We start from the raw sequence: 23,685 nt of genomic DNA, 5'->3' as shown, positions 1-23,685 counted from the left end.
CGCCCACTCCCAAAATTTATTAAAATTATTGATAGGTGTATCCACCAGCCAATACTATAGATTGGCCGTCACTGTTCTCTACTTTAATGTCAACCGGACCAGCTACGGTGCTAACTGGAACACGAGCTCTCACTTCTCCGGTCGAATAGAATAAAGTTTGAACGCTTATATTATTAATATACACTTTTGTTGCGGACTCAAAATTCGTGCCCTTAATAGAAATGAAGGAACCGCCTGCAAGAGCACCTGTGTTAGGAGTTACACTGGTAATCACTGGCGCTGGTTTTTGTGGAGGGGCTTCGTAAGTGAAACCACCAATGACTTCAGCATATTGTCCATCTTTATTGACAACCTTAACATTAACTGGGCCAATCACGCTAGTAGCAGGTACCCTACCGCGCACTTCACTGGCACTATAGAATACGGTTTGCACCTCAACATTATTTATCCAAACTTTCGAATTAGCATCATAATTGGATCCTTTGATACTAATATAATAACCACCTGTTATTTGTCCCGTATTTGGCGTTATGGAAGTTACAACAGGAGATGGCGGTGGTGGTGGAGCATTATAGGTAAAGCCGCCGGTAACAGTAACTTCCTGTCCATCGCTATTCATTACCCGTACATCTACCGGACCAGGCTGAGATGCTTGTGGCACCCTTGCTCTTAACTCATTGCCAGAGTATAGAATGGTTTGTACTGCCACATTATTAATATATACAACAGATGAACTATTAAAGTTAGCTCCTGTTATAACAATTAGATATCCTCCTGCCATTTCACCTGTGTTTGGCCTGATTTCCGTGACCGACGGCGGCGGAGGCAATAAATAAGTAAATCCGTCTACAAGGAGCCCCTCTTGCCCATCACTATTAACAACTTTAACTGTAACCGGGCCGACAGTTGTTTTAGCAGGTACCATTACCCTAATTTGTTTAGGCGAATAGTACACAGAGTTCAATAATGTATCATTAAAATATACCTTAGTACTGGAACTAAAGTTGTCTCCATTAACGAAACTATAATATCCTCCCGTCGTTATACCGCTATCAGGAGATAATGAAGTTATCATTGGCGCAGGTGGTGGTGGTGGTGTGATATAACTGAACGCACCTGCCGCAATTGCAAATTGTTCATCGGAATTCACTACTTTGACATCCGCTACTTTCGCTACCGGAGAAGCCGGAACCTTACCTCTTAGTTCATTGGCTGAGTAGAAAACAGTCTGAATCGGCTTGTTGTCAATTTGCATAATAGATGAACTTGTATAGTTAGCTCCTTTGACTGTTAAATAGTATCCCCCTTCAAGGTACCCCTCGTTAGGTGTTACCGAGGTGATGGTTGGTGCAGGCGCTGGCGGAGGAGCCAAATACGTAAACGCACCAGATGCAATAGCTTCCTGACCGTCTGAATTGACTACTTTAACATCCACTTCTCCAGGGGTTTGAGAAGCAGGAACTCTCATTCGAAGTTCACCACTGGAGTAGAAAGTTGTTTCTACTAATGAACCATTAAAATGGATTTTTGCTGTTGAATCAAAATTACTTCCCAGTACCTTTATTAAATATCCGCCTTGCAGTGCTCCCTCGTTAGGGGTTACTGAAGATATAGCAGGTGCTTTCTTCGGCGGTGGGGCCATATAAGTGAAGGCTTGAGGTGCAAGTGCTCCTTGACCGTCCGAATTGACTACTTTAACATCCACTCCGCCAGGAGTTTGAGAAGCAGGAACCCTCATTCGGAGTTCACCACTGGAATAGAATGTAGTTTCCACTAATGAACCATTAAAATAGATTTTTGCTGTTGAATCAAAGTTACTTCCCAGCACCTTTATTAAATACCCGCCTTGCAGTGCTCCCTCGTTAGGGGTTACCGTGGATATAACAGGTACTTCCTTCGGTGGCGGGGCCAGATAAGTAAATGCTTTAGGTGCAATGGCTTCTTCACCGCTCATATTTAACACTCTAACATCAACTGCACCACTCGTAGTAGAGGCTGGAATAGTTATACGAAGTTCATTGCTGCTGTAAAATAAAGTCTCAGCAGAAACGTCATTGACAAATACTTTCGATGTGCTTTCGAAATTAGTGCCCTTGATTACAACAGTATACCCACCCTTCATAGCGCCTTCATTCGGAGTGATTGTAGTAATCGTCGGCACTGGTGGAGGTGGCGGACTCAAATATTCAAAAGCTCCAGGTAAAATGGATTCTCTGCCGTATTGGTCTATTACTTTTACATCAACTTCCCCTGGAGTTGTAGCTTTAGGTGTAGTAAATGTTAATATTGTGCCACTATTGGATTTAATCTCTACTTTCATAGAATCCAGATATAACTCAGTCACTGATCCAAGATTAGATCCTGTAATACTTACTGAAGTTCCTCCGCTTAAAGGACCTTCAACTGGATTTATCCCCGAGACTTCTGGTGCAGAAGGCAGTTGATAGGTAAAACCATCAATCTCAATATCTTCTTGTCCATCAGGATTAACTACCTTTACATCAACAATATCGGCATTTGCCCAGACCGGAGTCCTGACTTTAAGTTGATTGCTACTATAGAACACCACATTTTGAAGTTGTACACCATCAAAAAATACTTTGGCACCATTCAAAAAATGTTGCCCCTTAATGTCCACTGAAAGATTACCTGATACCATACCTTGATTAGGTGAAATACTTTCTATTACCGGTTTGGGATAAACATATTGATATCCGGAATCTAGTACCGCTTCTTGGCCATCCGGATTCACAACCTTCACCTTGACGAATTCTGCATTAGCCCAGTTAGGCGTTGTTGCCAATAATTCAGTATTCGAAACAAATTCAGAAGTAATCAACGTGTTATTAAAATAAACTTTCACTCCATTAATGAAATGAGTGCCTCGTACTGTTATACTTTCATTCCCAAACGTTAACCCTTTATTCGGGGATACGCTTTCGACTCCAGGTCCAGTTACATATGAATAAACTTGTTCAGCAGTCACAGCAGTTGCATCCGGATTAGTTATTATCACGTCTACGGTTTGAGCAGTAGCAGATGGAGGAGTATTGACAACAATTTGCTTTGATGTCGTAGAAACTACGGTTCCTGCTTTATCACCGAACTTAACTTCCGCTCCTGAAAGAAAATAATCCCCATTTATAACGACTCTGGTTCCCCCAGCCAATGGTCCAATATTTGGGGTAATGGAAGTTACGATCGGATTGGCAACATATTTGTAAATAGCTGTTGCAAATTGCCCATCCGTATTCGTTACTTTAATCGTAGTATCACCTTGGACACCTTTAGGTGCCTTAACAGTCAATTTAGTCGCATCAATATATTGAATGTCTGTTGCAGAATTTGATCCAAACAAAACTGTAGGGTTTGGCCTAAAATTCTTACCTGTAATAACAACGCTCTCCCCGCCATCGATTCCCCCTCTATCCTTTACAACTGAAGTAATCTCCGGCGCAGGATAAGAAACTTTAATGGTAGGATGAGGAACATTAAACTGATGTGGTGCTCCGGCGTAATCCTTGTAGGTTACATTTATATCTTCTGCTCCAACGGAAACATTACCTGTTTTCCCGCCAGTCTTATGGCGAATCTTGTAAGTCAGAGTCAACGTTTGTTCTTTTAACTCATTAAATCTAAACGTTAAAGTGTTGCCATTAACTACAGGTTGTGGAATGTTATCCAAATAAGAATTTGGTACAATTTCGAACTCTGGACCTACACTATCGGTTACTGTCACATCATAAGCACTAGCAACTCCAATCTCATCTACAATGGCTTCATAAATCTCAGCTAGTCCAACCGATCCTAAGACAAAATGATGGTGGTGTGCTGTAGTAGCCATTTCTCTCATTAGTTGGTTTGGAGCACTGGAATTTGGATTTTCGCTTGGCAGTAGTAGTGCTATCGTATAAAACACGATGCCCTCACCCTTAGCTGCTTCTGCTTGTTCTAACGCAACTTGACGAGCGTATGTTTCAGGAGCTGGCTCCGTTGCCTGTCCATCTGTCATCAATATAATCACAGGCTGGGCATCTGCTCTATGACTACGCAACAGATCCCGTGCTTTTTCAATTGCGGACTTGGTTGCCGTACCGCCATTTGCTTGAATTCCATTAATGTATTGCTTCAACTCGTTAGGATCTGAACTTAAATCTTTGAAGTTCACATTACTTGCAAAATCAACAACACCTACCCGGTGCTTGCTGAAATCAACTAAGTCAATAAATCCCTTAGCTGCTTCTTTTGCATTTTTCATCTTATCTTCTTTGTTATTTGGACCGTAGGTAGGGCCCATACTGCCCGACCGGTCAATAATAAGAATGATATCATTGGGTTTGATAAATGTATCATCCGGAGATCCTTGTACATTCAGAATAACTTCTGATTCGCCACCCACGAGAATCTCGGATGGATTCACCTGTTTTGTCACTTGAACAGACTCTTTATTCGATTGAGCGGCTATAACAGCAGGATAATCGAATGTTTGTAGTAACAATACAAATGTTATCATGAGGATAAACACTTTAGATATTGGTGATATATTTTTCATTAGCAATCCTCCCGTTTAACTATTTCCTATAATCTACAAAAAAGGCACCGACATTATAATTGTTCGATTGCCTCCCATAATGATCAGAAATCTTCTTTTTTTTCTCTAATACTCCGATTTCCTCATTCAATACATTGGTTTCTTCAAAAATGACATGGACCAACTGCTCATGAAGTATCTGAACCTCTGCCAGAACTCGAAGATCATCCTTAGTCATCGTCGTGTGAGCCAGTTCCTCATATAAGCGACTGAACTCCCCTTCATATTGACTGTAATAATCAAAGGAGGGGTTCTTCATAACAGTCTGATATAGATGAAGGAGCAATTCTGTCTGGCTAATTTGCGTGTGATGTGATTTATTCATGGATTTGATTTCCGCTTGATTTTAATGATTGCAAAGCTTGCGCCCACGTCTTAGCCATTTCACGTGCAAATTCGATGACAGCGTCCAGCATTGAATGGTCTTTATTTATTATAAACTCAGCAATGTGACCATAATAAAATTCGTAAAGACTCCTTAGATTTCTAGAAATATCATAGTCCATGTTCAAAGTCACGGTTAATTCATTTAGAATTGCACGAACCTTATAAAGAGGCTCGTTCATGGCTTCGAACTGATTTTGAGAATATAACTTTTTGGCTAGAAGCAATGATTTGACCATTTCCTGATAAAGCAACAACGTTAACTCCCCAGGACTTGCTGTCTCTACCTGTACTTTCAAATATTGCTGTTGTTGTGCGTAATGCATAGTTATTCGCTCTCCATCAGTCATTTTTTAGAAGAAACAAGTTATCAGGATCCTAACTGAGATCCAAGCCAAGAACTCTGACTATTCATTTTTTGAAGCGCTTGTTCCATCGCTGCAAATTTCTTATAGTACCGGTTTTCAATATCAAGCAACTTAGATTTCCAATTCGATTCCTGGTCATTTAATGTCCGAAGCTGCTTACCAATAATGCTTTCGTCCATTGTTTCTAGGGAACCCGTTCCTATTTTTTTCTTGATAGCATCCATTTGCTTATTAACAATATTGTAGACCCGATCTGCAATACCGACATTGGTTTTTCCAGGTGCTGCCTCATCTTTGGATGACATGGTAAAGAGGTTTTTAACTTCTTCAAAATTCGTATTCACGGCTTCTCTAAGTTTATTCTCATCAATAACTAGCTTGCCGTTTTCCTTATAATCACTTCGAACCGTAATCCCTATATTGGCCAGTAATTGAACCTGCCCTGCTGGTACATCCAGCGGTGTATTAAGTGAAGTTCGAAGTGAAGTAAGCGCGCCAGTCAGGATACTGTCTCTGTACATAGTCCCTTGTCTTGCTCTCTTCTCCCACTGCGCGATCTGACTTTCTGTCATTGCTTCTTTCTCTTCGTTGGTTAAAGGCTCATAATCTCTATTTCTTCTTGTAGTTGAAGCTGAGCTAAACAAATCTATAAGGGAATTATACTGTTCGACAAACTTTTTGATGTCATCAACAATGCCGCTTCGATCTGTAGAGGTTCCAATCGTAGCTGTACCGGCACTCTTTAAAGTGACCTGAACACCATTAACGCTAATATTGTTAGATGAAGAGGTTAATTCAACGTTGTTAACTTTATAAACGGCATCAGCGCCATTAGCAGATAGACTGGACAATTTAAGAATATCCTTAAACGTGTCCAAATTGGAAGCTGGTTCACCGTCACCATTGGTTATTTCGATCTTCGAATCCTTACCAGAGGCAGTCGTAGTTAAATACACCGCTCCGCTCGAATTATCAAAATTTGCTTTAACCCCAGTCTGAGCAGTCTTTGAGTTAATATCCTTAATTATCGAGCTGACTGTAGATTGAGCATCAAAACTAATCTTCACATCATTAATCTTGACTGTACCTGTCTGATTAACTGGAGCAGAATCAGATGCAATCTTCCCACTGATCAGAGTAGCTGATGCGGCTAAGCTTGTAACTTCAACCGTAGCACTACCTGCCGTAGTTCCACTCGAAGTAATATCCAGCACTGATGTATTAGACGAGGTCGCAATTGTCTTCTCAAAATTACTTTGGAAACGAAGGCTGTTAGCCGCATTGCGGAAAGACAGCAGCGCCGTATTCATTGCCTGATAATCTTCCCTTTGCCACATAGCAAATTGCTTTTGCTTCTGAACTTTATTTAAAGGCAATCGCTCAGCCTGCATTAGCTTTGCAATGAGCGAATCAGTATCCAATGCGCCGCTGAAGCCCGTTAATCGGATAGGACCATTGATCGCCACGAAACCCACCTCACTTTCTAAGCTTTTTCATCGAGAAAGACGCCTACTTTTTGGCTTATGTTATACAGCAGGTCCAGCATCTTCTCGCTGGGTATTTCACGGATAATTTCATTCGTTTCATCTTGAAGTACCATCACCATAATGGTATTGGTCTTATCGTGAACCTTTACCTGTATGTAAGTCCCTAGCTCCTCCAGCTTCTTATTGACCTGGTTCACAAGTTCAGGAACCGTCTTCTCCTGAATAATTGGATGTGTCTGGGCTTGTATGTCTTGTGATGCTTCACTAGCAATTTTATTAAACCAGAGCAACAAAGATTTGTGAGAAGAACCTGAATTCGAATCAACCCTCATCTCAAACCTCCTAGTGCCCTAAGATCAGGCCGAAATGAAAAAGCCGACCGGTTTCCCGGCCGGCTAAATTCAATCTTAACGAAGCAATTGCAGAACGCCTTGCGGCTGCTGATTTGCTTGAGCCAACATCGCTGTTGCAGCTTGTTGAAGAATATTGTTCTTCGTGAATTCGGACATTTCTTTTGCCATATCAACGTCACGAATACGGGATTCAGCAGCTTGCAGGTTCTCGGAAGTCGTTCCTAAGTTATTGATTGTATGTTCCAAACGGTTTTGAACAGCACCAAGGTCAGAACGAATTGCGGAAACTGTGTTAATAGCCGCTTGAACGGAAGCCAAGTTTGCATTAGCTGTCGTGTTCATCTCATTAGATCCGGCCAAGTTTGTCAGGCCAGCAATATCCAAAGAAGTTGCAAGAGCGGCCTGCAGGTCAAGAGTGATTGTTTCCCCACTGTTAGCGCCCACTTGGAATACTACGGAAGTTGTGGTTCCATCAAGCAATTTTTTAGTATTGAATTGTGTTTGCGAAGCAATCGAACCGATTTGTGCAGTAAGTTGGGCAATTTCCGAGTCGATTTTAGCAGCATCCGTAGTTGTCAAAACTTCGTTGGCGCCTTGTGTATACAGCTCAGCCATACGCTGCAGCATGGAATGAGTTTCATTCAAAGCACCCTCAGCTGTTTGGATCAGGGAGATACCATCCAATGAATTCTTGGAAGCTTGCTCCAGACCACGGATCTGGTTACGCATCTTCTCAGAGATTGCAAGACCAGCAGCATCGTCAGCTGCACGGTTGATACGGTAACCGGAAGACAGCTTTTCAAGGGATTTGCCTTGTTGAGTGTTGTTGAAGGTCAATTGACGCTGTGTGTTGTAAGAACTGATATTGTGGTTAATACGCATGATTAAATTCCTCCTTGGAATGTGTTGGTGATTAGCATCCTTGCTTCACCCTATTGTGATCGGGACATGGTGTTCGGCCGTTACTGCCATGCCTTTCGACCCATATTATATTTATCGGAAACTTTACTCTATTGTTTATAGCAGAATACTAATTTATAAATAAAAAATTAATTCTTTTCTCTTGGAATGACAGTTTGTAAAATATCTTGTATATCATCATTGAATTCAACTGCATTTTGATTCTGCTGTTTGATAGCTTCATAAATTTCTTCACGATATATAGTCACATTCCCAGGGGCTTCAATACCAATTCTGACCTGATCACCATTTACTTCAATAACAGAAAGAACAATGTTATCATTGATCATAATTTTCTGTCCTTTATTTCTTGACAGAATCAGCATTAATTCCAGCCCCCTTCTTCTCTCTTAACAAAGGTTGCTGTGTTGTATATCCCCCATAATCCAGAACAATCTGTGCTGCGCTATTGTTAGATTTATTGATAACAACAGGCGCCTTTAAATTGCAAGATATATCATCTGAAGACCGGACCGTAACGATAACCATGATCGTTATGTCAGATTCATTAGTAATGGCTAATGACTCAAGCCAATGTCGTTCCAGCTGAAATTCATATTGAGGAAAAAAAACAAAGGGGTCTGTAACAATAAAGCTCAGATCTTCATTCTCCGCAGACTGCAAGAACTCAAAGGGACTCGTCTTCTCCTCTGATTGAAGCAAAATATATTTCTGGAAATCTCCGAATCCCAATATCGGACTCTCAAATACGATCATTTGGTTGTTATCTATCTCGATTTTGCCGAATCTTTTTGTATTTACAATCATCGGTTATTCCTCCTTCGTTAAAAACAATAGCTATAATGAAACAAGTTTCATTATAGCTATTGTATATCTACAACTAGACAACTGCATCAAGCTGTTTACCTGTTGCCGACATGAATATAAAATTTTGATTAATTAAATATGGATTTATCTTGCCTGGATAGTAATCTATTATTGGTTTAAACGTTTCCGGATTAAAACTAACATTACCGGGTATATAGTTGGTCTGTACTTGACCAGGGCTATAAGTAATGTCTACATTATCATATCCAGGATCACCTGTTATCTCGACCCTAGGACGTTCCTTGAACACGTTATTCCTCGCAATTTCTGCAAATACATTACCACCTTCATGAGTGGCCATCATCCGGTCCCCGTTCTGAGCTATCTCCCCAATATTTTGCATTGAAATCTGGAGAGAAGACTGGGCTATTCTATCGGTAGCCTCTTCAAAGCGAGCCTTACCTAACGCTGACCATGCCTTACGTGAATCAATCTCCAATGTACCTTTAGCCTGTACCACCTCTAAAACAGCCTGCTTCTGGGTCATATTCATGGACGGTCTAGGCTGCTCTATGTTCTGTTGCCCCTTCGTCGATTGAAGGCCGATTTGTGAGTACCCTTGCTGAATTTGTATTCGGGGGATATTCATACATATCCTCCTTTATCTTAAGAAATCCAAAAGACTTGGACGAATAATTCTAGCCATGGTATCTAAGGAAGCCTGATACACACTCTCTGATGTTTTGAGATCAATGATAACTTTTGAAATATCTGCGTCTTCCACTTTGGATTGTAAATCCATGTAGTTTAAATTAAGATCGCCAAGTCTGCTAAGAGTAAATTCCAGACGATTTTGTTTACCGCCCATCTCTGCTTGAGCAGTAATTGTCGTCTCGAGATTCTTCTGCAGTGAAGGTATGGCACTTTGAATACCTGCTGTATCGTCAGCAAGCAGTGCCTTCTTAAGATTGTCTACCACAGCAAATATGCCCGAAGTGTCTCCAAATGTTCCAAACACTTGCTCTCCCAAGGTGTTCACGGACACGGTGATTCCAGCACCAACTTGATATCTCACTTCACCATCATCCAATGCATAGGCGGTTTGGGTTGGGTCATCAGGGAATGGCTTCTCATCGGTTCTCTCACCGTTAAAAATATACTTTCCTTTGAATTGCGAATTACCGAGAGAAACCAGCTGCTGGAATAACTGATCCACCTCAGCGGCAATGTTTTCCCTAGCATCCTTCGGCACAGTGTCCGTTCCACCCTGCACCGCCAGCTCCGAGAGCTTCTGGATAATCTGTGTAACTTCGGTCATTACCGTATCTCCATACTTTAGCCATGCATCCGCATCATCCGCATTTTGCTCAAACTGTGTTGTAGCAGTAATCTGGCCACGATACTGGAGCGCACTGGCTACACCCACCGGATCGTCGGAAGGACGATTAATCCGGCGCTGGGTCATCATCTGCTCCTGATACTTATCCAGTCTGCGATAGTTACCTTGCAAACCACTCATCATGGAGCTAGTCATCATGGATTGGGTTATGCGCATAAATTATTCCTCCTATCTGCCGACGACGCCGGTACCGTTAATTAATTTATCCAACATTTCATCAATCGTAGTAACCACACGTGATGATGCGCTGTATGCATGTTGGAAGCGGATCAGATCCGACATTTCTTCATCAAGTGATACACTGCTAATCGATAGACGTAGTGTATCGGCATGCTCAACCAGCAACGTGCCGTTCTCCACCATCTTTTTGGCATTGCTGCTGTCCGTACCCAATTTTGAGATAACGGACTGAAGATATCCTTCAAAATTCGTGATGTCCGTTACTGAACCACTGTTGTTATTCGGATTGAAATTAAACGTTCGTTCTGACAGTTGCGCAATCAGAAGCGCCATGCCGCCGTTCCCTTTCAGAACCACCTCAGAGGTCGTACCGTTATCCGGATCAGTCTTCATTTCTGTTCGCAGGGAAGCTCCGATATTCTTCAGATCGGATTGGATCGTCTGGCTTAATCTCATATTCCCAGCGGTAATTGGCCCGCCGTTAGCAGATACAAAGAAGTCGCCCCCGGTTGTGGCCGGCTCATTAAGGGTATAACCCAATTTATGTAATCCGTTAAGGCCATCAACCGTATGCTTCACATCCTGAGCAAGCTTGCGAGGATTATTCGCATCCATAACCGCTTTCGGGATATTCACGCCTGGAGGAAGAATTGTTCCAGCCGGTATGGTCACTTCCACTTTGCCTGTAGCCAGTGTGTTGGCCATAATGTTCAGCTGGGTGATATATCCTTGAACATGCACATCGCGAGAGGTCACATAACCAGCGATCTCCCCGCCGGTCAATGCGCCGGCAATGGCGTTCGTAATCGGAGTAGAAGTCATATCATCCACCACAACTTGATTTCCGAACGTCACTTGATAGACGTCCCCTGTCTCGGTAACATTTACGTTCCCGAGCAAGGAGAGCTGATCGATGAGCAGGTCCCGCTTATCACGCAGATCATTCGCATTGTCACCAAGACCCTCAATCCGTTTAATACTCTGGGTTAACTCTGCAACTTGGTCGATATAGTTGTTAGCTTCAGCAACCTTAGTGTCGATACGAGAAGTCAAGTTATTACTGAGGGTATCCAACTGGGAGTAAATATGGTTAAACGTTTCCGTCAAAGCGATCGCTTTCTGCTGAACCGCCATACGGGCGGATAAGTCGGTGTCGCTTGGATTCTTGCTCAGCGTCTGCCAAGCCGTCCAGAATTCAGCAATACTTGCACTCAAGCTGCTGTCCGAAGGCTCGTTAAAAATCCCCTCAATATTCGAAAGCGTCTCTTGCTGAACGCTCCATGTCGACAAATTCGTATTCTGATTGCGGTATTCGATATCCAATAAAAAGTCCCGTACCCGCTGAATACTTTCCGCTTCTACGCCCATCCCGAGCTGACCGGCCGCTTGGGAACGCTGCAATCCCGGGAAAGCAATGGGGTTGGCTGCAACAAGACGAGTAGTCTGGCGAGAGTATCCCGGCGTATTGGCGTTCGTAACGTTATGACCAGCTGTGTTAATTGCAGCTTGCTGGGCAATCAAGCCCCTCTTTCCGATTTCGAGCAAATGAAATGTGGATCTCATCTACATTTTCCTTTCTGCTTATGCCCTGGTATCAAACATGCTTCGGCCCTTGCCGGCAGGATTCTGATGCTTCGGATGCTGATAAAGCAAATCATCCTCCGGACGGCTGACTAACAAATTCAAACTGTAATCAATGAACGCTAGGGATTGCTCAATTAGCTCCCGGTTAATCGCATTCAGCTCTTTGAGTTCCATGAGCCTGTCCATTAATTGCTGCTGCACATCCTGCAGCTCTGTTTTTTCCTCCGGGTTAAATACAAGACGAGTCATTTCAGTAACCGTCAGCTGAAGCTGGGAGCGGATGCCCTTCTCACGTAAAAAATCATCTGCGGCACCTTGGCGCAGCGCTTCCGTTTCCGCCACCTGCTTCAGCAGGCGGTTCTCCTTGGTCATGACCGCTGTAAGCCGTTCTACATCATTATCCAAAATGGCTTGCCTTTTATCTTTCCCTGCCTCTATGAGCTGCTGATGCAGCTCATCCTGACGCTTCATATATTCGATTATGGATCTAGCACTCACTTGGACTCACCTGATTTATTGTAGGATTGAAAATACGGGAGCAATTTGTCTGCCAAACGGTCGACTGGCACTTCATAAGTACCATTAGCTACAGATTCCTTCAAACGCTGAATTTTCTCCGCGCGTTCCGGATCCTGTACTTTACTCTGTGCACTCAGTTCCATCGCCTCCGAGGAGATTGATACTTCATCCTTGCGGCGCTTCTTCTTATCGATATGCTGCATCTCCCGAGATTCAATATTCCGTTGATACGAATTGATGCCGTTCACACGTCCCGATTCGTTAATCTTCACGCCCTATTCACCTCACTTAAAATAAAAGACCGATAAGCTTTACTAAGTTTATCGGTCGGATATGAAACATTGTTAATAGTTCAAAAGTTAGTATTTGCGCAGTTTATCGACTGCACTGTAAGTCTCTCTGTCTTTTCTGGACCCAGGCTGATGTTCCTGGTCGCCAGCAGCAGCCTGCCTTAACTCCCTCGTTAATCGCGTCCGGCAGGACTCGCACATATTGCTCTCACGAATCAACGTTCCGCATACTTCGCAAGGATACGCCAGGTTTGGCGCGTTCGCAATCGAGATCCGGCCTTCCTTGATAAACTTCGTAATTTGCCGCACAGATACTTCCGTAGCCTCAGATACCTCATGAATTGTTGCACCCTTTTGCTCACGAAGGAAGGTTGCGCATTTTTCATATTCCTTCTCAATAACCTTCATGCAATCAGGACATAATTCTCGAATATTAACCGTATATAACTTGCCGCACCGAGGGCAATTCCCCAGATTCATGCTCAACAACCTCCATACCACATAGAACCTTTATTACCCCTAGATTACATTATCTTAGGCCTTACGTCTATCATTCGGTAACAGAATCCACACATTTTTCCTGTTTTAATCATTTACGAACGAGCCCAGGTTAAACTATAGATCTCGATGGGCATTTCTACAATGGATTCATATCTTCGCAAAACCTGAGCACAAGCGTTAATCGTACTCCCGGTTGTGTAGATATCATCTACCAATAATATACGGAAAGGTCCTTTGATCCGTGATGTCCCGACTTGAGATCGGGTATGCTCTACGGCCTGCCTGCTTATGGACCACAGTACATCGGGTGCATCCTGCAACGCACCAAAAACACCCTCCATATCCTTTAGCCGATCCATCCGACTCTTGAAACTCTGTTTATCCGTGTGACGTCTACGTTCCAGCAGATGAACACAAGGTGCCTTTATTCTAAGTGCAAGCCCCTGTGCGAGCACTTCCGCTTGATTGAACCCCCTCTCCTGAAGCCTTTCCTCACTTACCGGAACCGAAGTGACGGCGTGTATACTCCATGGTATGTTGCCAGAATTCCGTGACCCCTTATTGCCCAATTGGATGTTCGCTTCCCGATGGAGAAGCGTGTATGACCGTAACATCATTTCTATCAAAAGAGGAGCGTAACGCTCATTCCCCCTATATTTGTACTGGGCCAACCACTCTCTCATCTGCGTATCATAGCTTACCGCACTCCGGTTTAAAATAAAGCTCCGCTCATTCATGCCTGATCGAATACAGTCCGGACAGCCGATTCCCCGCCCACATCGCCAACATTTAGGTTTCATAATCCAGGGGATATTCCGATAACAGGCACGGCATATTCCCGGAAGTTCCCGGGTGAATGAACCTGTTTTTCCACAAGTGAGACAGGTTTCGTCAATCGGTTTGAGCAAACGATGTATATGCCCGAGCAGATGATTAAAGACATTAGGTATCAAATATGCTCCTTCCTTTCTCAGAGAGGTAGAATAAAGAACAGCGTTCAACGAAATAAAAAGAGTACAAATCATACAGCGCGTGCACATCGCACACCCATTGCACGATTGCCGATCAATTATGAGGCTCTATGAGGGAGGTTTCATGAATTATGGGGATCTGTAAGAGCTATGAGAGTCTATGAAAGCTAACACTAAATATCATGTTTAACTCAACCCCCTAGTCATTCGACAATTCCTGAGCAGAGCGTAAGTAACCGCCTTTACGTGCGATTCTGTTCATCGCTTTGATTTGCCGGACTGCCGAGCTTTGGCTCCGAGTCCATTGGGACGCCGCAAATACCACCCGTCCTGCCGGATCATCCTTGGATCGGCCCGCGCGGCCGGCCATTTGAATCAATGCAGCTTCGTCAAAAAGCTCACTGTCCGCATCTAAAATGAACACGTCACTCTTCGGAACCGTTACCCCACGTTCAAGAATGGTTGTTGTCACAAGTAAGCGAATCTCACGGTTACGAAAGGACATCACTTTGCTTGCCCGTTCCGGATCGATGGATGAAGTTCCTTCAATCGGCATATTGGCAATGGCCTTGCGAAGCAGCTCCAGCATCGGATCAATATGCTTAATGCGGGAAACGAACAGGAACACTTGAGCACCACGGGAAAGAGATGCACTCAGACTACGAACCAAGGGTGGGGGAAGCTTTTTTTCCTGTAGACAGCGGTTCACCGTCAAGATTTTTAGCTTTTGTGGTACGGGTAACGGATGACCGTGGAAGCGTGCGGGTACTTTGGCATGCGGCAATCGGCCTGCGGCAGCCTCACGCTGTAAAGGCGTTGGTGGAGTGGCTGACAGGTAGATATACTTCCCTCCAATTTTGCAAGCTCCTTTGGCCGCGTAATCCAGCATCGGATCATTATGATAAGGGAACGCATCAATCTCATCGATCACGACCAGGTCAAAAGCTCCCCTGAAACGCAGTAGTTGATGTGTCGTTGCCAGTGTGATGCTCCCCCGCTTCCATCGTTCCGGACTACCCCCGTATAACGTGACCACTGTCTCCTCCGGAAATGCCTTGGATAATCGTGGTGCCAGCTCCAGCACCACGTCCCGTCTTGGCGCGGCAACCAGCACGCGCCCACCCGCATCCAGAATAGATTGCAGCAGCGGAAAGATCATTTCGGTCTTTCCGGCACCTGTCACCGCCCAGATGAGAAACCGGGCGGGCCCCGCGGAGCCCCCTGCGGGCGGCTCCGCCAAAAACCGCAGCGCAGCGCCAGCGGCGGCGCTTTGCGCTGCGCTAAGCCCCCACCGGCCCAAGGCCCCGGTGAGGGAACCCCCGGCCGTGCCCCGTACGGCCGACCCTGCTGCGCCATGCAGCAGCAGGGCACAGGCCCGGCTGCGCCCCATCGCGAGGCAGGCCTCGCAATAGGCGCAAGCCGCCGAGCCGCACGCGGCGCATGCCGTGCGGCTTCGGGCCTCGCTGCCGCATCGTCGGCAGCGGAGGGCCACGGCCCGGCGGCGCAGCCAGCCGGGCGCACCCTGCGGGGCGGGCTGTGCCAACCCCGCTTCCAAACGCAGGCGGCCCAGCAGGACGCCAAGCTGGGCCGCGGAGCGCCAGTCGCCGGTGTCCCCGGCGACTTCCCCCAACAAAGCCTCGACCTCGCCGGCAAACAAGGCTCGTCCTGCCATGCACTGAATCAGCAGCTCCGCCTGCTGTATCAACAACGCCCAATCCTCAGCCATGTCCCTCTTTTCGATAAGGGAATTTATATACGATCCGTCCAACAGCTGAATCTCCGTAAACAAAACACTCCATTGTGATTTGTTTCCTTCAGGCTCTTGTAGTAAAAACGAACTTAAGCTCTGGTACAAATATTTCTGCCATTCCGATTTCCCCCATTGATCCATGTCTTGGTTGGATCGAAATCTCTCTTGAATGACAACGCCCCATCCTAATGGAACTTGTGTTGATAACAGCACCAATGAGCGTGCGCTGGCTTTCTCATCCGTCCATCGTTTCACTCCATACCACCATTGAAAATCCACCCGCATATCCAGCGAGAGATAACACTTCCATTTCTCTGATGTTCGAATGGCATATATGGCAATCTGCATGACATCAACTCCAATATTGAGACATCTCTCCAGAAACGCAAAAAACACACCCTTCGCTTACGCTTGGAGTGTGCTTCACGCCTTTAACAATATGAATACGAACCTGGTAACCAAAACAACTTGCTGATGTTTAACCCTGTACATATGGAATCCGAACAGCCTCCATCGGGTTTCTTAGATCGATCCGTATCACTTCTTCTTCATTCGGACCGGCACCCATTTTCCGTGATGCCGAGTCATCGGACTTCCAAGTCCCATATACCAGTTCAATTCCGGACAAATGAGTCAATCTCTGGACAATCTTCAGCGTATCATCGTACGACTGATCATCAAGGACGGTGACACGCACGCGCGTCCCGCTCAGCAGGGCATACCATGAAAGGGCTCTCAAATACCATTCCACCTGCCGCTCATGGTTGGACGTGATCAACACATAATGCCTGCGCCGCCCCGTGCCTTCACCGGCTCTTCTAAGTTGACGGGCATGCACGATATGAATCAGAGCAACAGCAATCCCGTACACCGCGAGTATCCACAGCAATTGGGCAACCATGAGACTCACCTCCTTCTCTTATCAACAATATATGCTGATCAGGAGGGTACGGTGACAGTTATGTAACCAGCGCCCACACAGAACTTAATGGGAACGGCTCAAACACCATAAGAAAAACATCTATCGTGTTACTTAAAAATAGCCGGACCGGGGCCTAAGATATTTTTCTGCGACTATCGAATTTGTTCAGCCTCGCTGAAAACTTATAAACTCCATATCATAACAAAAAGGAACCGCCCTTGGCAGTTCCCTCCCTATGTAAGACGCGTCCGTGCATTCGGATCGGCGATTACAACGTCACCCAGCCATATTTGATCGAGTTGATAACCGCTTGCGTACGGTCGTCCACTTCCATCTTCTGCAAAATGCTGCTGACGTGGTTTTTTACAGTTTTTTCACTAATGAACAGGTACTCCCCTATCATCTTGTTGCTCTTGCCTTCGGCCATTAGTCTAAGCACTTCCGCTTCGCGCCTTGTCAATGGGTTATTCTCGCCTGCCACAAACTTAACTCCAGCCTCACGCGAACCGCCCTCAGCCATAGCACCTGCTTCGTTTACATAAGTCATCCGGCGGAGCTGTTGAATGAGCTTACCCGTAACTTTCGGATGGATAAATGCATATCCCTCATGTACCGAACGAATCGCATTAATCAGTGACTCGGCTTCCATATCCTTCAGGAGGTAACCGTTTGCTCCCTTACGGAGCGTTTCAAACACATAACTCTCATCGTCATGAATCGACAGAATGATAACTTTGATCTCAGGAAACATTTCACGTAGTTTCTCAGTTGCTTGAACGCCATTTTCGGTGGGCATGTTGATATCCATCAGCACGATATCCGGCTTCACTTCGTTACAGAACTCAAGCACTTGAATTCCATCGCCGCATTCTCCGATAACGTCAATGTCGTCCTCCATATTCAGTATACGCTTCAGACCCTCCCTAAACAGCTGGTGGTCATCCGCTAATAATACCTTTATAATCGCGTTCTCTTTTTCCAAATGTTCCATCCGATTACTCCTTTCTCTTTTCTACGTTCGTCGGGATATGAATCACGATCTTGGTTCCTTGATTCTCAGCTGAATCGATCTCCATTCTCCCTTCGAGCAGCTCAACCCTCTCCCGCATGCCAATTAACCCAAAGTGGTCCTTGCTTTTCTGCTCCAGCAAATCGACATTGAATCCCAGGCCATTGTCCTGTACAACGATTTTGACCAATTGCGCCTGGTACGTGATTTCAACAAGCACATAAGTCGGGTAAGCATGTTTTGCAGCATTCGAAAGTGCTTCCTGCACCAACCGGTAGATGGCAGCCTCCATCGCAGAAGAGAGACGATGCTCTTTTCCCCGTGTCTCGAAGATCGTGCGGATTCTCGATTTCTCTTCATAATCATGCACGTATTTACGCAGTGTGGGGATTAATCCTAGATCATCGAGTGCCATTGGACGCAGATTGAAAATGACTTTTCGCATTTCCTCCAAGCTCGATCGAACCTGGCCCTTCAAATCTACTATTTCGTCCTGCACCATCTTAAATTCCTGCTTTGCGAGCATTCTTTCTACAATTTCCGTCCTAAGAACCAGATTCGCCAGCAATTGTGCAGGTCCATCATGAATCTCTCTGGAGATGCGCTTCCGTTCCTCTTCCTGCGCCAAAATAATTTTGAGACCAATGACCTGTCTGTTTTTCGCAGATTCGATGATTCGGGATACCTGGCCCAGCTCTCCGGACAAGTATTCCAATACCACGCCCATCTGAGATCCGATCGATTCTGCACGCTCCACGGAGTTCTCGACATTACGAACCCGCTTCTGCAGCTCATCTCGTCTTGCCTTCAGATACATTTCCTTCTCCCGGTAGATCATGAGGTCAAGCTGAAGCTGCGTTGCTTTCTCATACGCCTGCTTGATGTCCTCTTCCTTGTACCGGACAAAATCCCGGCTGACCTCGGTCAGCCGGATCCGGGAACGGCGGTAGTTCAGCTCCAACTGATCTACCTTCTCTAAGGTTTCCGTCGTTTCTTTTAATGTCCGCTGCAGTTCATGATTGAGAGACGTGAGCTCTTGCCGCGACGCCTCCAATATTTCGAACATTTGGTATTTGCTGTCCTCCATCACTTTGATGGCATTTTTTATGACACGGTCGATGGCATCGGCTTGATAATCCACGCACTCTACTCCATTTCTAACGTTTCATATACATATCATACCATATCACGATTCGATCGTAACGGTCTTCGTGTTCTTGTCCCATTTTACTTTAAGGCCTAATTGCTCGGAAACGAGACGAAGAGGGACCAAAGTCCTACCACCTTGAACCATGGGTGCTACAGCCGCCGAACTGCGCTTACCGTTTAGAATGAATTCCTTCTTGCCGACCGTTAGTTCCATGAGCATGCCGCCTCTCAGGATGCCTACCCGTTGAGCGGATTGGTTCCAGGTTGCATGTCCGCCGAACGCATCGAGCACGTGTTTAATCGGAACGTAGGTCGTTCCATTTTTCAAGATTGGCGCCGAATCAATTGCCACTTTCGAACCATTCAGCATAAGTGATTTTTGCCCAATGGTCATAACCGCTTTACCGGTTGGAAGTCCTTCATTTCCGGATAAAGATGGCATCGTGAAGCGGATATCATCAAAAGATATAGCTCCTGTCAATGCACGCTCGTCCTGGCCTTCTTCCACGTTCACCACATACAGCCGCTTCATCTGTGCCGGGAATGCAATGTTGTATCCGCTGAGATCGAGGCTCAGTGTCTTCCAACCGCTCCAATCAATCGCTTTTGCCAAGTCGACATACACGGTTTTCCCGTTATTGTCTTGAAGTTCAGCGCGCAACCAGTTCAGGCTGTTATCTCCCTCTACATCAATGGTCATGGCCGTAGCCTGTGTAGGGATCACTTTGCCAGTTGTGCCATTCAACTCAGCGTATGCGTACATTTTTTGTCCTAATCCGCCTGTCATATCATAGGTCAAGTTCAAGACCTTGGACGATGCTTTTGCTCCGCTGCCATTTTTGATCGCTGCAGTCCCGGTAACTGCCGGCACATTGGTCGTGAACTTCACCGGGTAATTCACATTCTCGAAGTTCTCCCACGTGCTCTCGCCCGCTGTCGATAAAATAACGACCGTGCTAAAGCCGTCATAGCGTGCGATGGCATAACCGACTTTCGTATTGCTGTTCACGGAGGATACGGTCAGGCGGCCGTCTTTCACGCTGCCTTTAAATCCGATAAACTCCCATTTCAGCGCGCTGCTCGGAACCTCCAAGCTCTGGCCATTGCCTGTTACGGCTGTCACCGGTACGGAAACACTCGTTCCAGCCTGCAGCGGTGCACTTGATACGCCGGTAGTCAAAGCAACAAGATCGTCCGCGCCCAACACCTTGACCTGCATCGTAGCTTTGGTACTGCCGCTTACCGCCGTCAGAGTCGATGTTCCTGGCTTCGTCGCTTTAATGCTTTGGCCGTTGACCGCTAGATTGCCATTGCTGGACTTCCAAGTTGGTTTAATCGAACCTGCTTCAATTGGATTATAGTAGGTATCATAGCCTTTTAGTTCATACGTGCCCATTTGACCGATCAGGAGCGTGTTGCTGCCGCTTACTTTCAAACCCTTCAAGCTGCCCTGAGGTGCTGTGGAGAACACGCCAAGTGAGTTAACGATGCTGCGCTGCGTGGTGCCGTATTCCGTGTTAAAGGTCAACTGGGTATTCATCTCAGCTAGTGGACGGTTTACCATCGTTGTCGATCCGCCGCCGTCGAGGTTCATACCCTTCCATACTCCAACCTTCGTCATGAAATCCTGAAGCTGCTGCAGCGTCATGCCTTTACTGTTATCGTTGCTCTCCGTAGCAATCAGGTAGGCGTATCGTCCGTCTTTGGAGTAACCTACGGCTGTACGTGCCCTGCTCCCTCCAATCGAATTCACGTTTCGAGAGAATGATGTTGCCTTGCCGTTATCCACCAGAATCGTATGGCCGCCAATCATCATTTGGAGTGTAGACGGGTCCAGTTCTTTACCTGATTTTTTGGACACCAGAGCATAATTCGCTTCGAGCTTTTGACCGACAGCCAGATTTTTTTTCACAAACTCTGCCGCAGCCCCATGGGTTCGCAAAATGTAGCTTCCCTCCGGTATCGCTGTTGGCAATCCTGCCATTACTGAAATATCGGTTATGACCCCATCCGTTACCATAACCTCCGTTGGCGTTGTCGAGCTGTTCTTAGGACGCTCAATAGCCTTCCATGCGCTGGTATAGATATAAGCTGAATTCGCATGGCTATACGTAGATCCGCTACCCTCTGGCGCATAGGACGTTTTGTTCATACCCGCGAGCGGGAATGAGGCCCCATTCTCAGCTGTAATACTCCCCGAGAATACAAACTCATCCAGAATTGGCGTTCCATCGTTCGTCACTCCAAAAGCATACATGCCTTTCAGATCAGATGGAGTTGACATCAACAGACCATTCGATACTTGAGCCCCCATTGGGGCCCCTTCGCTTCCGGTATTAAAAAAGTCACCGTTAATAGCAGCTACCGCGCCGTTCTCCTTAGCCATTCCGCCCGTACTTTGTCTCGTTGTAAATTTATTCCCTTGGCCTGTCATGACATCCAGTTTCACGTATTTGTTGTTCAGATCCACCTGAATGACATTCGCCAGCGATTTTGCACCAGTACTGTTGATATACTGATATTTCATTAAGACCGCACCGGAAGTAATGATTTCTTCCCCAAGCTTTTTAGCCGATGTTGATGCCGCATAAGCTACCGATGAAGTTGATAGATTCCCTATCACTGGTATTCCGCTGCTCAGCACAGGACCCACCCAGATGACACCTGCTAATGTAATAATCAACCATTTCTTGCCTACGCCTGATGTTGTAGACTTCAGTGTTTTCCCCTGACTAACCATGTAATCGTAACTCTCCCATCTATCGTTCAACACGGATGCCGAACATATAAAGTCTCTAATTAATAGACTTCATTTTTGCGGAAAAGTTACGAATTTGTTATAAAAAAACACTTTCGCGTATCTTACATCAAGTCTCGTAAAATTTGTAGCGGCATTTTTTAGGAGCCTATGTAAATCAAACCTATGTTACTATATTTTCATGTAAAAGTAACTAGTTTGTCATACTTTATTCCTGGTTTTCCATTTATTCAATAAAAAAGCTGATATCCATCATGGATATTAACTTTTTTAATTATTGCATTTTTGTCATATTTTCGCATCCAGCTGAGTTGAATCTCTAAACTTACGATGAGAATTAGGAAGCAGAAAAAGGCATGTGCCGATTTTTTTCAGAAGAAAAAGTAAATCTGCACATGCCTAATCTTTATATCTGGAACATATCTTAAGATTACCTTAGTTTACCCCAGCTTGTTCTTTCAGCGCGTCCACTTTGTCTACGCGTTCCCAAGGGAGATCAAGATCTGTACGTCCAAAGTGTCCGTAAGCAGCAGTTTGCTTGTAGATCGGACGACGAAGATCCAGCATGCGGATGATTCCAGCCGGACGCAGGTCGAAGTTGTTACGCACAAGCTCAACCAGCTTCTCTTCGCTCACTTTACCTGTTCCGTAAGTATCAACACTAATCGACACTGGGTTAGCGACGCCAATAGCGTAAGCCAATTGAATTTCGCACTTGTCCGCAAGTCCTGCCGCAACCAGGTTTTTAGCCACGTAGCGCGCCGCGTAAGCAGCGGAACGGTCAACCTTTGTAGGATCCTTACCGGAGAATGCGCCACCGCCATGACGAGCGTAGCCGCCATAGGTGTCCACGATGATTTTGCGGCCTGTCAGACCAGCGTCCCCTTGAGGGCCACCGATAACAAAACGTCCGGTTGGGTTGATGAAATATTTAGTTTCTGCGTCCAGCAAATCAGCCGGCACGACAGGAAGAATGACTTGTTCTTTAATATCCTTCTGGATTTGCTCCAGCGTTGCTTCTTCGGCATGTTGAGTCGATACCACGATCGTATCCACACGAACCGGTGTATTCCCGTCATACTCAACCGTTACCTGGGTTTTACCGTCCGGACGCAGGTAGTCCAGCGTACCGTCTTTACGAACCTCGGACAAACGACGAGCGATACGGTGAGACAATGCAATCGGAAGAGGCATCAGTTCTGGAGTCTCGTTGGTTGCAAAACCAAACATCAGACCTTGGTCACCAGCACCGATGTTCTCGGTTTCCTTGTCCATTTGGGAAGGATCACGATTCTCCAGTGCAGCGTTTACCCCCTGTGCAATATCGGCAGATTGCTCATTCAGCGATGTTAACACCGCGCATGTATTGTAATCAAAACCGTATTTTGCACGGGTATACCCGATTTCCTTCACAGTATTGCGTACGATGGATGGAATATCCACGTATTCAGATTTAGTGCTAATTTCACCAATGACCAAAACAAGACCAGTCGCAACGGAAACTTCACAAGCTACGCGTGCGTTCGGATCGTTAGCCAAAAAAGCATCGAGTACCGCATCAGAAATCTGGTCACAGATTTTATCCGGATGTCCTTCAGTTACGGACTCAGATGTAAATAAACGTCGCCCTGTTAAAGACATGAGATCAACCTCCCATATGAATAGTATGTGATATATCAAAAGGTCCTACACAAAAAATGAACCTTTTCCGACAGGAAAAGGTTTGAAATGTACAATCCTCA

Annotated in this window: 21 protein-coding genes; all 21 read right to left on the bottom strand. The window is 45.5% G+C overall.

Going from position 1 to position 23,685, the window contains the following annotated elements; genetic code table 11:
• Positions 1-25 precede the first annotated feature (25 nt).
• Positions 26-4,552: an IPT/TIG domain-containing protein gene (locus tag ABEW73_RS27895; RefSeq protein WP_430170509.1), complete on the bottom strand. Its 4,527-nt coding sequence runs from the start codon at positions 4,550-4,552 to the stop codon at positions 26-28.
• 19 nt (positions 4,553-4,571) lie between these two features.
• On the bottom strand, positions 4,572-4,916 hold the full coding sequence (locus tag ABEW73_RS27890; protein ID WP_430170510.1) for a hypothetical protein: 345 nt from the start codon (positions 4,914-4,916) through the stop codon (positions 4,572-4,574).
• The gene (gene fliS, locus ABEW73_RS27885; RefSeq protein ID WP_430170512.1) at positions 4,909-5,301 is read right to left on the bottom strand and encodes a flagellar export chaperone FliS; all 393 of its coding nucleotides are present in this window, start codon (positions 5,299-5,301) and stop codon (positions 4,909-4,911) included. The genes ABEW73_RS27890 and fliS overlap by 8 nt, the downstream gene beginning before the upstream one ends.
• A gap of 44 nt (positions 5,302-5,345) precedes the next feature.
• Positions 5,346-6,809 carry a flagellar filament capping protein FliD gene (gene fliD / locus ABEW73_RS27880; RefSeq protein WP_430170514.1) on the bottom strand — a complete coding sequence of 488 codons (1,464 nt, stop codon included), beginning with the start codon at positions 6,807-6,809 and terminating at the stop codon, positions 5,346-5,348.
• 17 nt (positions 6,810-6,826) lie between these two features.
• Positions 6,827-7,162 carry a flagellar protein FlaG gene (locus ABEW73_RS27875; RefSeq protein ID WP_430170515.1) on the bottom strand — a complete coding sequence of 112 codons (336 nt, stop codon included), beginning with the start codon at positions 7,160-7,162 and terminating at the stop codon, positions 6,827-6,829.
• Between the two features lie 75 nt (positions 7,163-7,237).
• On the bottom strand, positions 7,238-8,065 hold the full coding sequence (locus ABEW73_RS27870; protein ID WP_430170517.1) for a flagellin: 828 nt from the start codon (positions 8,063-8,065) through the stop codon (positions 7,238-7,240).
• 167 nt (positions 8,066-8,232) lie between these two features.
• Positions 8,233-8,469, bottom strand: coding sequence for a carbon storage regulator CsrA (csrA, locus tag ABEW73_RS27865; protein WP_430170518.1), 237 nt, complete (start codon positions 8,467-8,469; stop codon positions 8,233-8,235).
• Complete coding sequence (gene fliW, locus ABEW73_RS27860) at positions 8,447-8,911, bottom strand: flagellar assembly protein FliW (protein ID WP_430170520.1); 465 nt, start codon at positions 8,909-8,911, stop codon at positions 8,447-8,449. The genes csrA and fliW overlap by 23 nt, the downstream gene beginning before the upstream one ends.
• Positions 8,912-8,984: 73 nt before the next feature.
• Positions 8,985-9,560: a DUF6470 family protein gene (locus tag ABEW73_RS27855; RefSeq protein ID WP_430170521.1), complete on the bottom strand. Its 576-nt coding sequence runs from the start codon at positions 9,558-9,560 to the stop codon at positions 8,985-8,987.
• 12 nt (positions 9,561-9,572) lie between these two features.
• A complete protein-coding gene (gene flgL / locus ABEW73_RS27850) occupies positions 9,573-10,466 on the bottom strand; it encodes a flagellar hook-associated protein FlgL (RefSeq protein WP_430170523.1) in 894 nt (297 codons plus the stop codon).
• Between the two features lie 12 nt (positions 10,467-10,478).
• Complete coding sequence (flgK, locus tag ABEW73_RS27845; protein WP_430170525.1) at positions 10,479-12,053, bottom strand: flagellar hook-associated protein FlgK; 1,575 nt, start codon at positions 12,051-12,053, stop codon at positions 10,479-10,481.
• An 18-nt stretch (positions 12,054-12,071) separates the two neighbouring features.
• Positions 12,072-12,572: a flagellar protein FlgN gene (locus ABEW73_RS27840; protein ID WP_260069447.1), complete on the bottom strand. Its 501-nt coding sequence runs from the start codon at positions 12,570-12,572 to the stop codon at positions 12,072-12,074.
• On the bottom strand, positions 12,569-12,865 hold the full coding sequence (gene flgM / locus ABEW73_RS27835; RefSeq protein ID WP_098749202.1) for a flagellar biosynthesis anti-sigma factor FlgM: 297 nt from the start codon (positions 12,863-12,865) through the stop codon (positions 12,569-12,571). Before flgM ends, ABEW73_RS27840 begins: the two co-directional genes overlap by 4 nt.
• 87 nt (positions 12,866-12,952) lie before the next feature.
• Positions 12,953-13,363, bottom strand: coding sequence for a TIGR03826 family flagellar region protein (locus ABEW73_RS27830; RefSeq protein ID WP_098749203.1), 411 nt, complete (start codon positions 13,361-13,363; stop codon positions 12,953-12,955).
• A 113-nt stretch (positions 13,364-13,476) separates the two neighbouring features.
• Positions 13,477-13,953: a ComF family protein gene (locus ABEW73_RS27825; protein ID WP_430170528.1), complete on the bottom strand. Its 477-nt coding sequence runs from the start codon at positions 13,951-13,953 to the stop codon at positions 13,477-13,479.
• A 601-nt stretch (positions 13,954-14,554) separates the two neighbouring features.
• On the bottom strand, positions 14,555-16,453 hold the full coding sequence (locus ABEW73_RS27820; protein ID WP_430170529.1) for a helicase-related protein: 1,899 nt from the start codon (positions 16,451-16,453) through the stop codon (positions 14,555-14,557).
• A gap of 130 nt (positions 16,454-16,583) precedes the next feature.
• Positions 16,584-17,006, bottom strand: coding sequence for a hypothetical protein (locus ABEW73_RS27815; RefSeq protein WP_430170531.1), 423 nt, complete (start codon positions 17,004-17,006; stop codon positions 16,584-16,586).
• 289 nt (positions 17,007-17,295) lie between these two features.
• The gene (locus tag ABEW73_RS27810; protein ID WP_076324006.1) at positions 17,296-18,018 is read right to left on the bottom strand and encodes a response regulator; all 723 of its coding nucleotides are present in this window, start codon (positions 18,016-18,018) and stop codon (positions 17,296-17,298) included.
• A gap of 4 nt (positions 18,019-18,022) precedes the next feature.
• Complete coding sequence (locus ABEW73_RS27805) at positions 18,023-19,177, bottom strand: sensor histidine kinase (RefSeq protein WP_213647022.1); 1,155 nt, start codon at positions 19,175-19,177, stop codon at positions 18,023-18,025.
• A gap of 45 nt (positions 19,178-19,222) precedes the next feature.
• A complete protein-coding gene (locus tag ABEW73_RS27800) occupies positions 19,223-21,925 on the bottom strand; it encodes a stalk domain-containing protein (RefSeq protein ID WP_430170532.1) in 2,703 nt (900 codons plus the stop codon).
• Between the two features lie 453 nt (positions 21,926-22,378).
• Positions 22,379-23,584: a methionine adenosyltransferase gene (gene metK, locus ABEW73_RS27795; RefSeq protein WP_430170533.1), complete on the bottom strand. Its 1,206-nt coding sequence runs from the start codon at positions 23,582-23,584 to the stop codon at positions 22,379-22,381.
• Positions 23,585-23,685 lie beyond the last annotated feature (101 nt).

This window comes from Paenibacillus lautus (assembly GCF_050482385.1).
Classification (GTDB): domain Bacteria; phylum Bacillota; class Bacilli; order Paenibacillales; family Paenibacillaceae; genus Paenibacillus_AQ; species Paenibacillus_AQ lautus_B.
Note: the sequence above shows the minus strand (reverse complement) of the source record. Positions and strands in the feature narration are given on the sequence as shown.

What these genes read in the sequence shown, in the direction of transcription:
- ABEW73_RS27895 (WP_430170509.1), bottom strand. Translation starts at nt 4,552, where the DNA reads ATGAAAAATATATCACCAATATCTAAAGTGTTTATCCTCATGATAACA.
- ABEW73_RS27890 (WP_430170510.1), bottom strand. Translation starts at nt 4,916, where the DNA reads ATGAATAAATCACATCACACGCAAATTAGCCAGACAGAATTGCTCCTT.
- fliS (WP_430170512.1), bottom strand. Translation starts at nt 5,301, where the DNA reads ATGCATTACGCACAACAACAGCAATATTTGAAAGTACAGGTAGAGACA.
- ABEW73_RS27875 (WP_430170515.1), bottom strand. Translation starts at nt 7,162, where the DNA reads ATGAGGGTTGATTCGAATTCAGGTTCTTCTCACAAATCTTTGTTGCTC.
- ABEW73_RS27870 (WP_430170517.1), bottom strand. Translation starts at nt 8,065, where the DNA reads ATGCGTATTAACCACAATATCAGTTCTTACAACACACAGCGTCAATTG.
- csrA (WP_430170518.1), bottom strand. Translation starts at nt 8,469, where the DNA reads ATGCTGATTCTGTCAAGAAATAAAGGACAGAAAATTATGATCAATGAT.
- fliW (WP_430170520.1), bottom strand. Translation starts at nt 8,911, where the DNA reads ATGATTGTAAATACAAAAAGATTCGGCAAAATCGAGATAGATAACAAC.
- ABEW73_RS27855 (WP_430170521.1), bottom strand. Translation starts at nt 9,560, where the DNA reads ATGAATATCCCCCGAATACAAATTCAGCAAGGGTACTCACAAATCGGC.
- flgL (WP_430170523.1), bottom strand. Translation starts at nt 10,466, where the DNA reads ATGCGCATAACCCAATCCATGATGACTAGCTCCATGATGAGTGGTTTG.
- flgK (WP_430170525.1), bottom strand. Translation starts at nt 12,053, where the DNA reads ATGAGATCCACATTTCATTTGCTCGAAATCGGAAAGAGGGGCTTGATT.
- ABEW73_RS27830 (WP_098749203.1), bottom strand. Translation starts at nt 13,363, where the DNA reads ATGAATCTGGGGAATTGCCCTCGGTGCGGCAAGTTATATACGGTTAAT.
- ABEW73_RS27820 (WP_430170529.1), bottom strand. Translation starts at nt 16,453, where the DNA reads ATGCAGATTGCCATATATGCCATTCGAACATCAGAGAAATGGAAGTGT.
- ABEW73_RS27815 (WP_430170531.1), bottom strand. Translation starts at nt 17,006, where the DNA reads ATGGTTGCCCAATTGCTGTGGATACTCGCGGTGTACGGGATTGCTGTT.
- ABEW73_RS27810 (WP_076324006.1), bottom strand. Translation starts at nt 18,018, where the DNA reads ATGGAACATTTGGAAAAAGAGAACGCGATTATAAAGGTATTATTAGCG.
- ABEW73_RS27800 (WP_430170532.1), bottom strand. Translation starts at nt 21,925, where the DNA reads ATGGTTAGTCAGGGGAAAACACTGAAGTCTACAACATCAGGCGTAGGC.
- metK (WP_430170533.1), bottom strand. Translation starts at nt 23,584, where the DNA reads ATGTCTTTAACAGGGCGACGTTTATTTACATCTGAGTCCGTAACTGAA.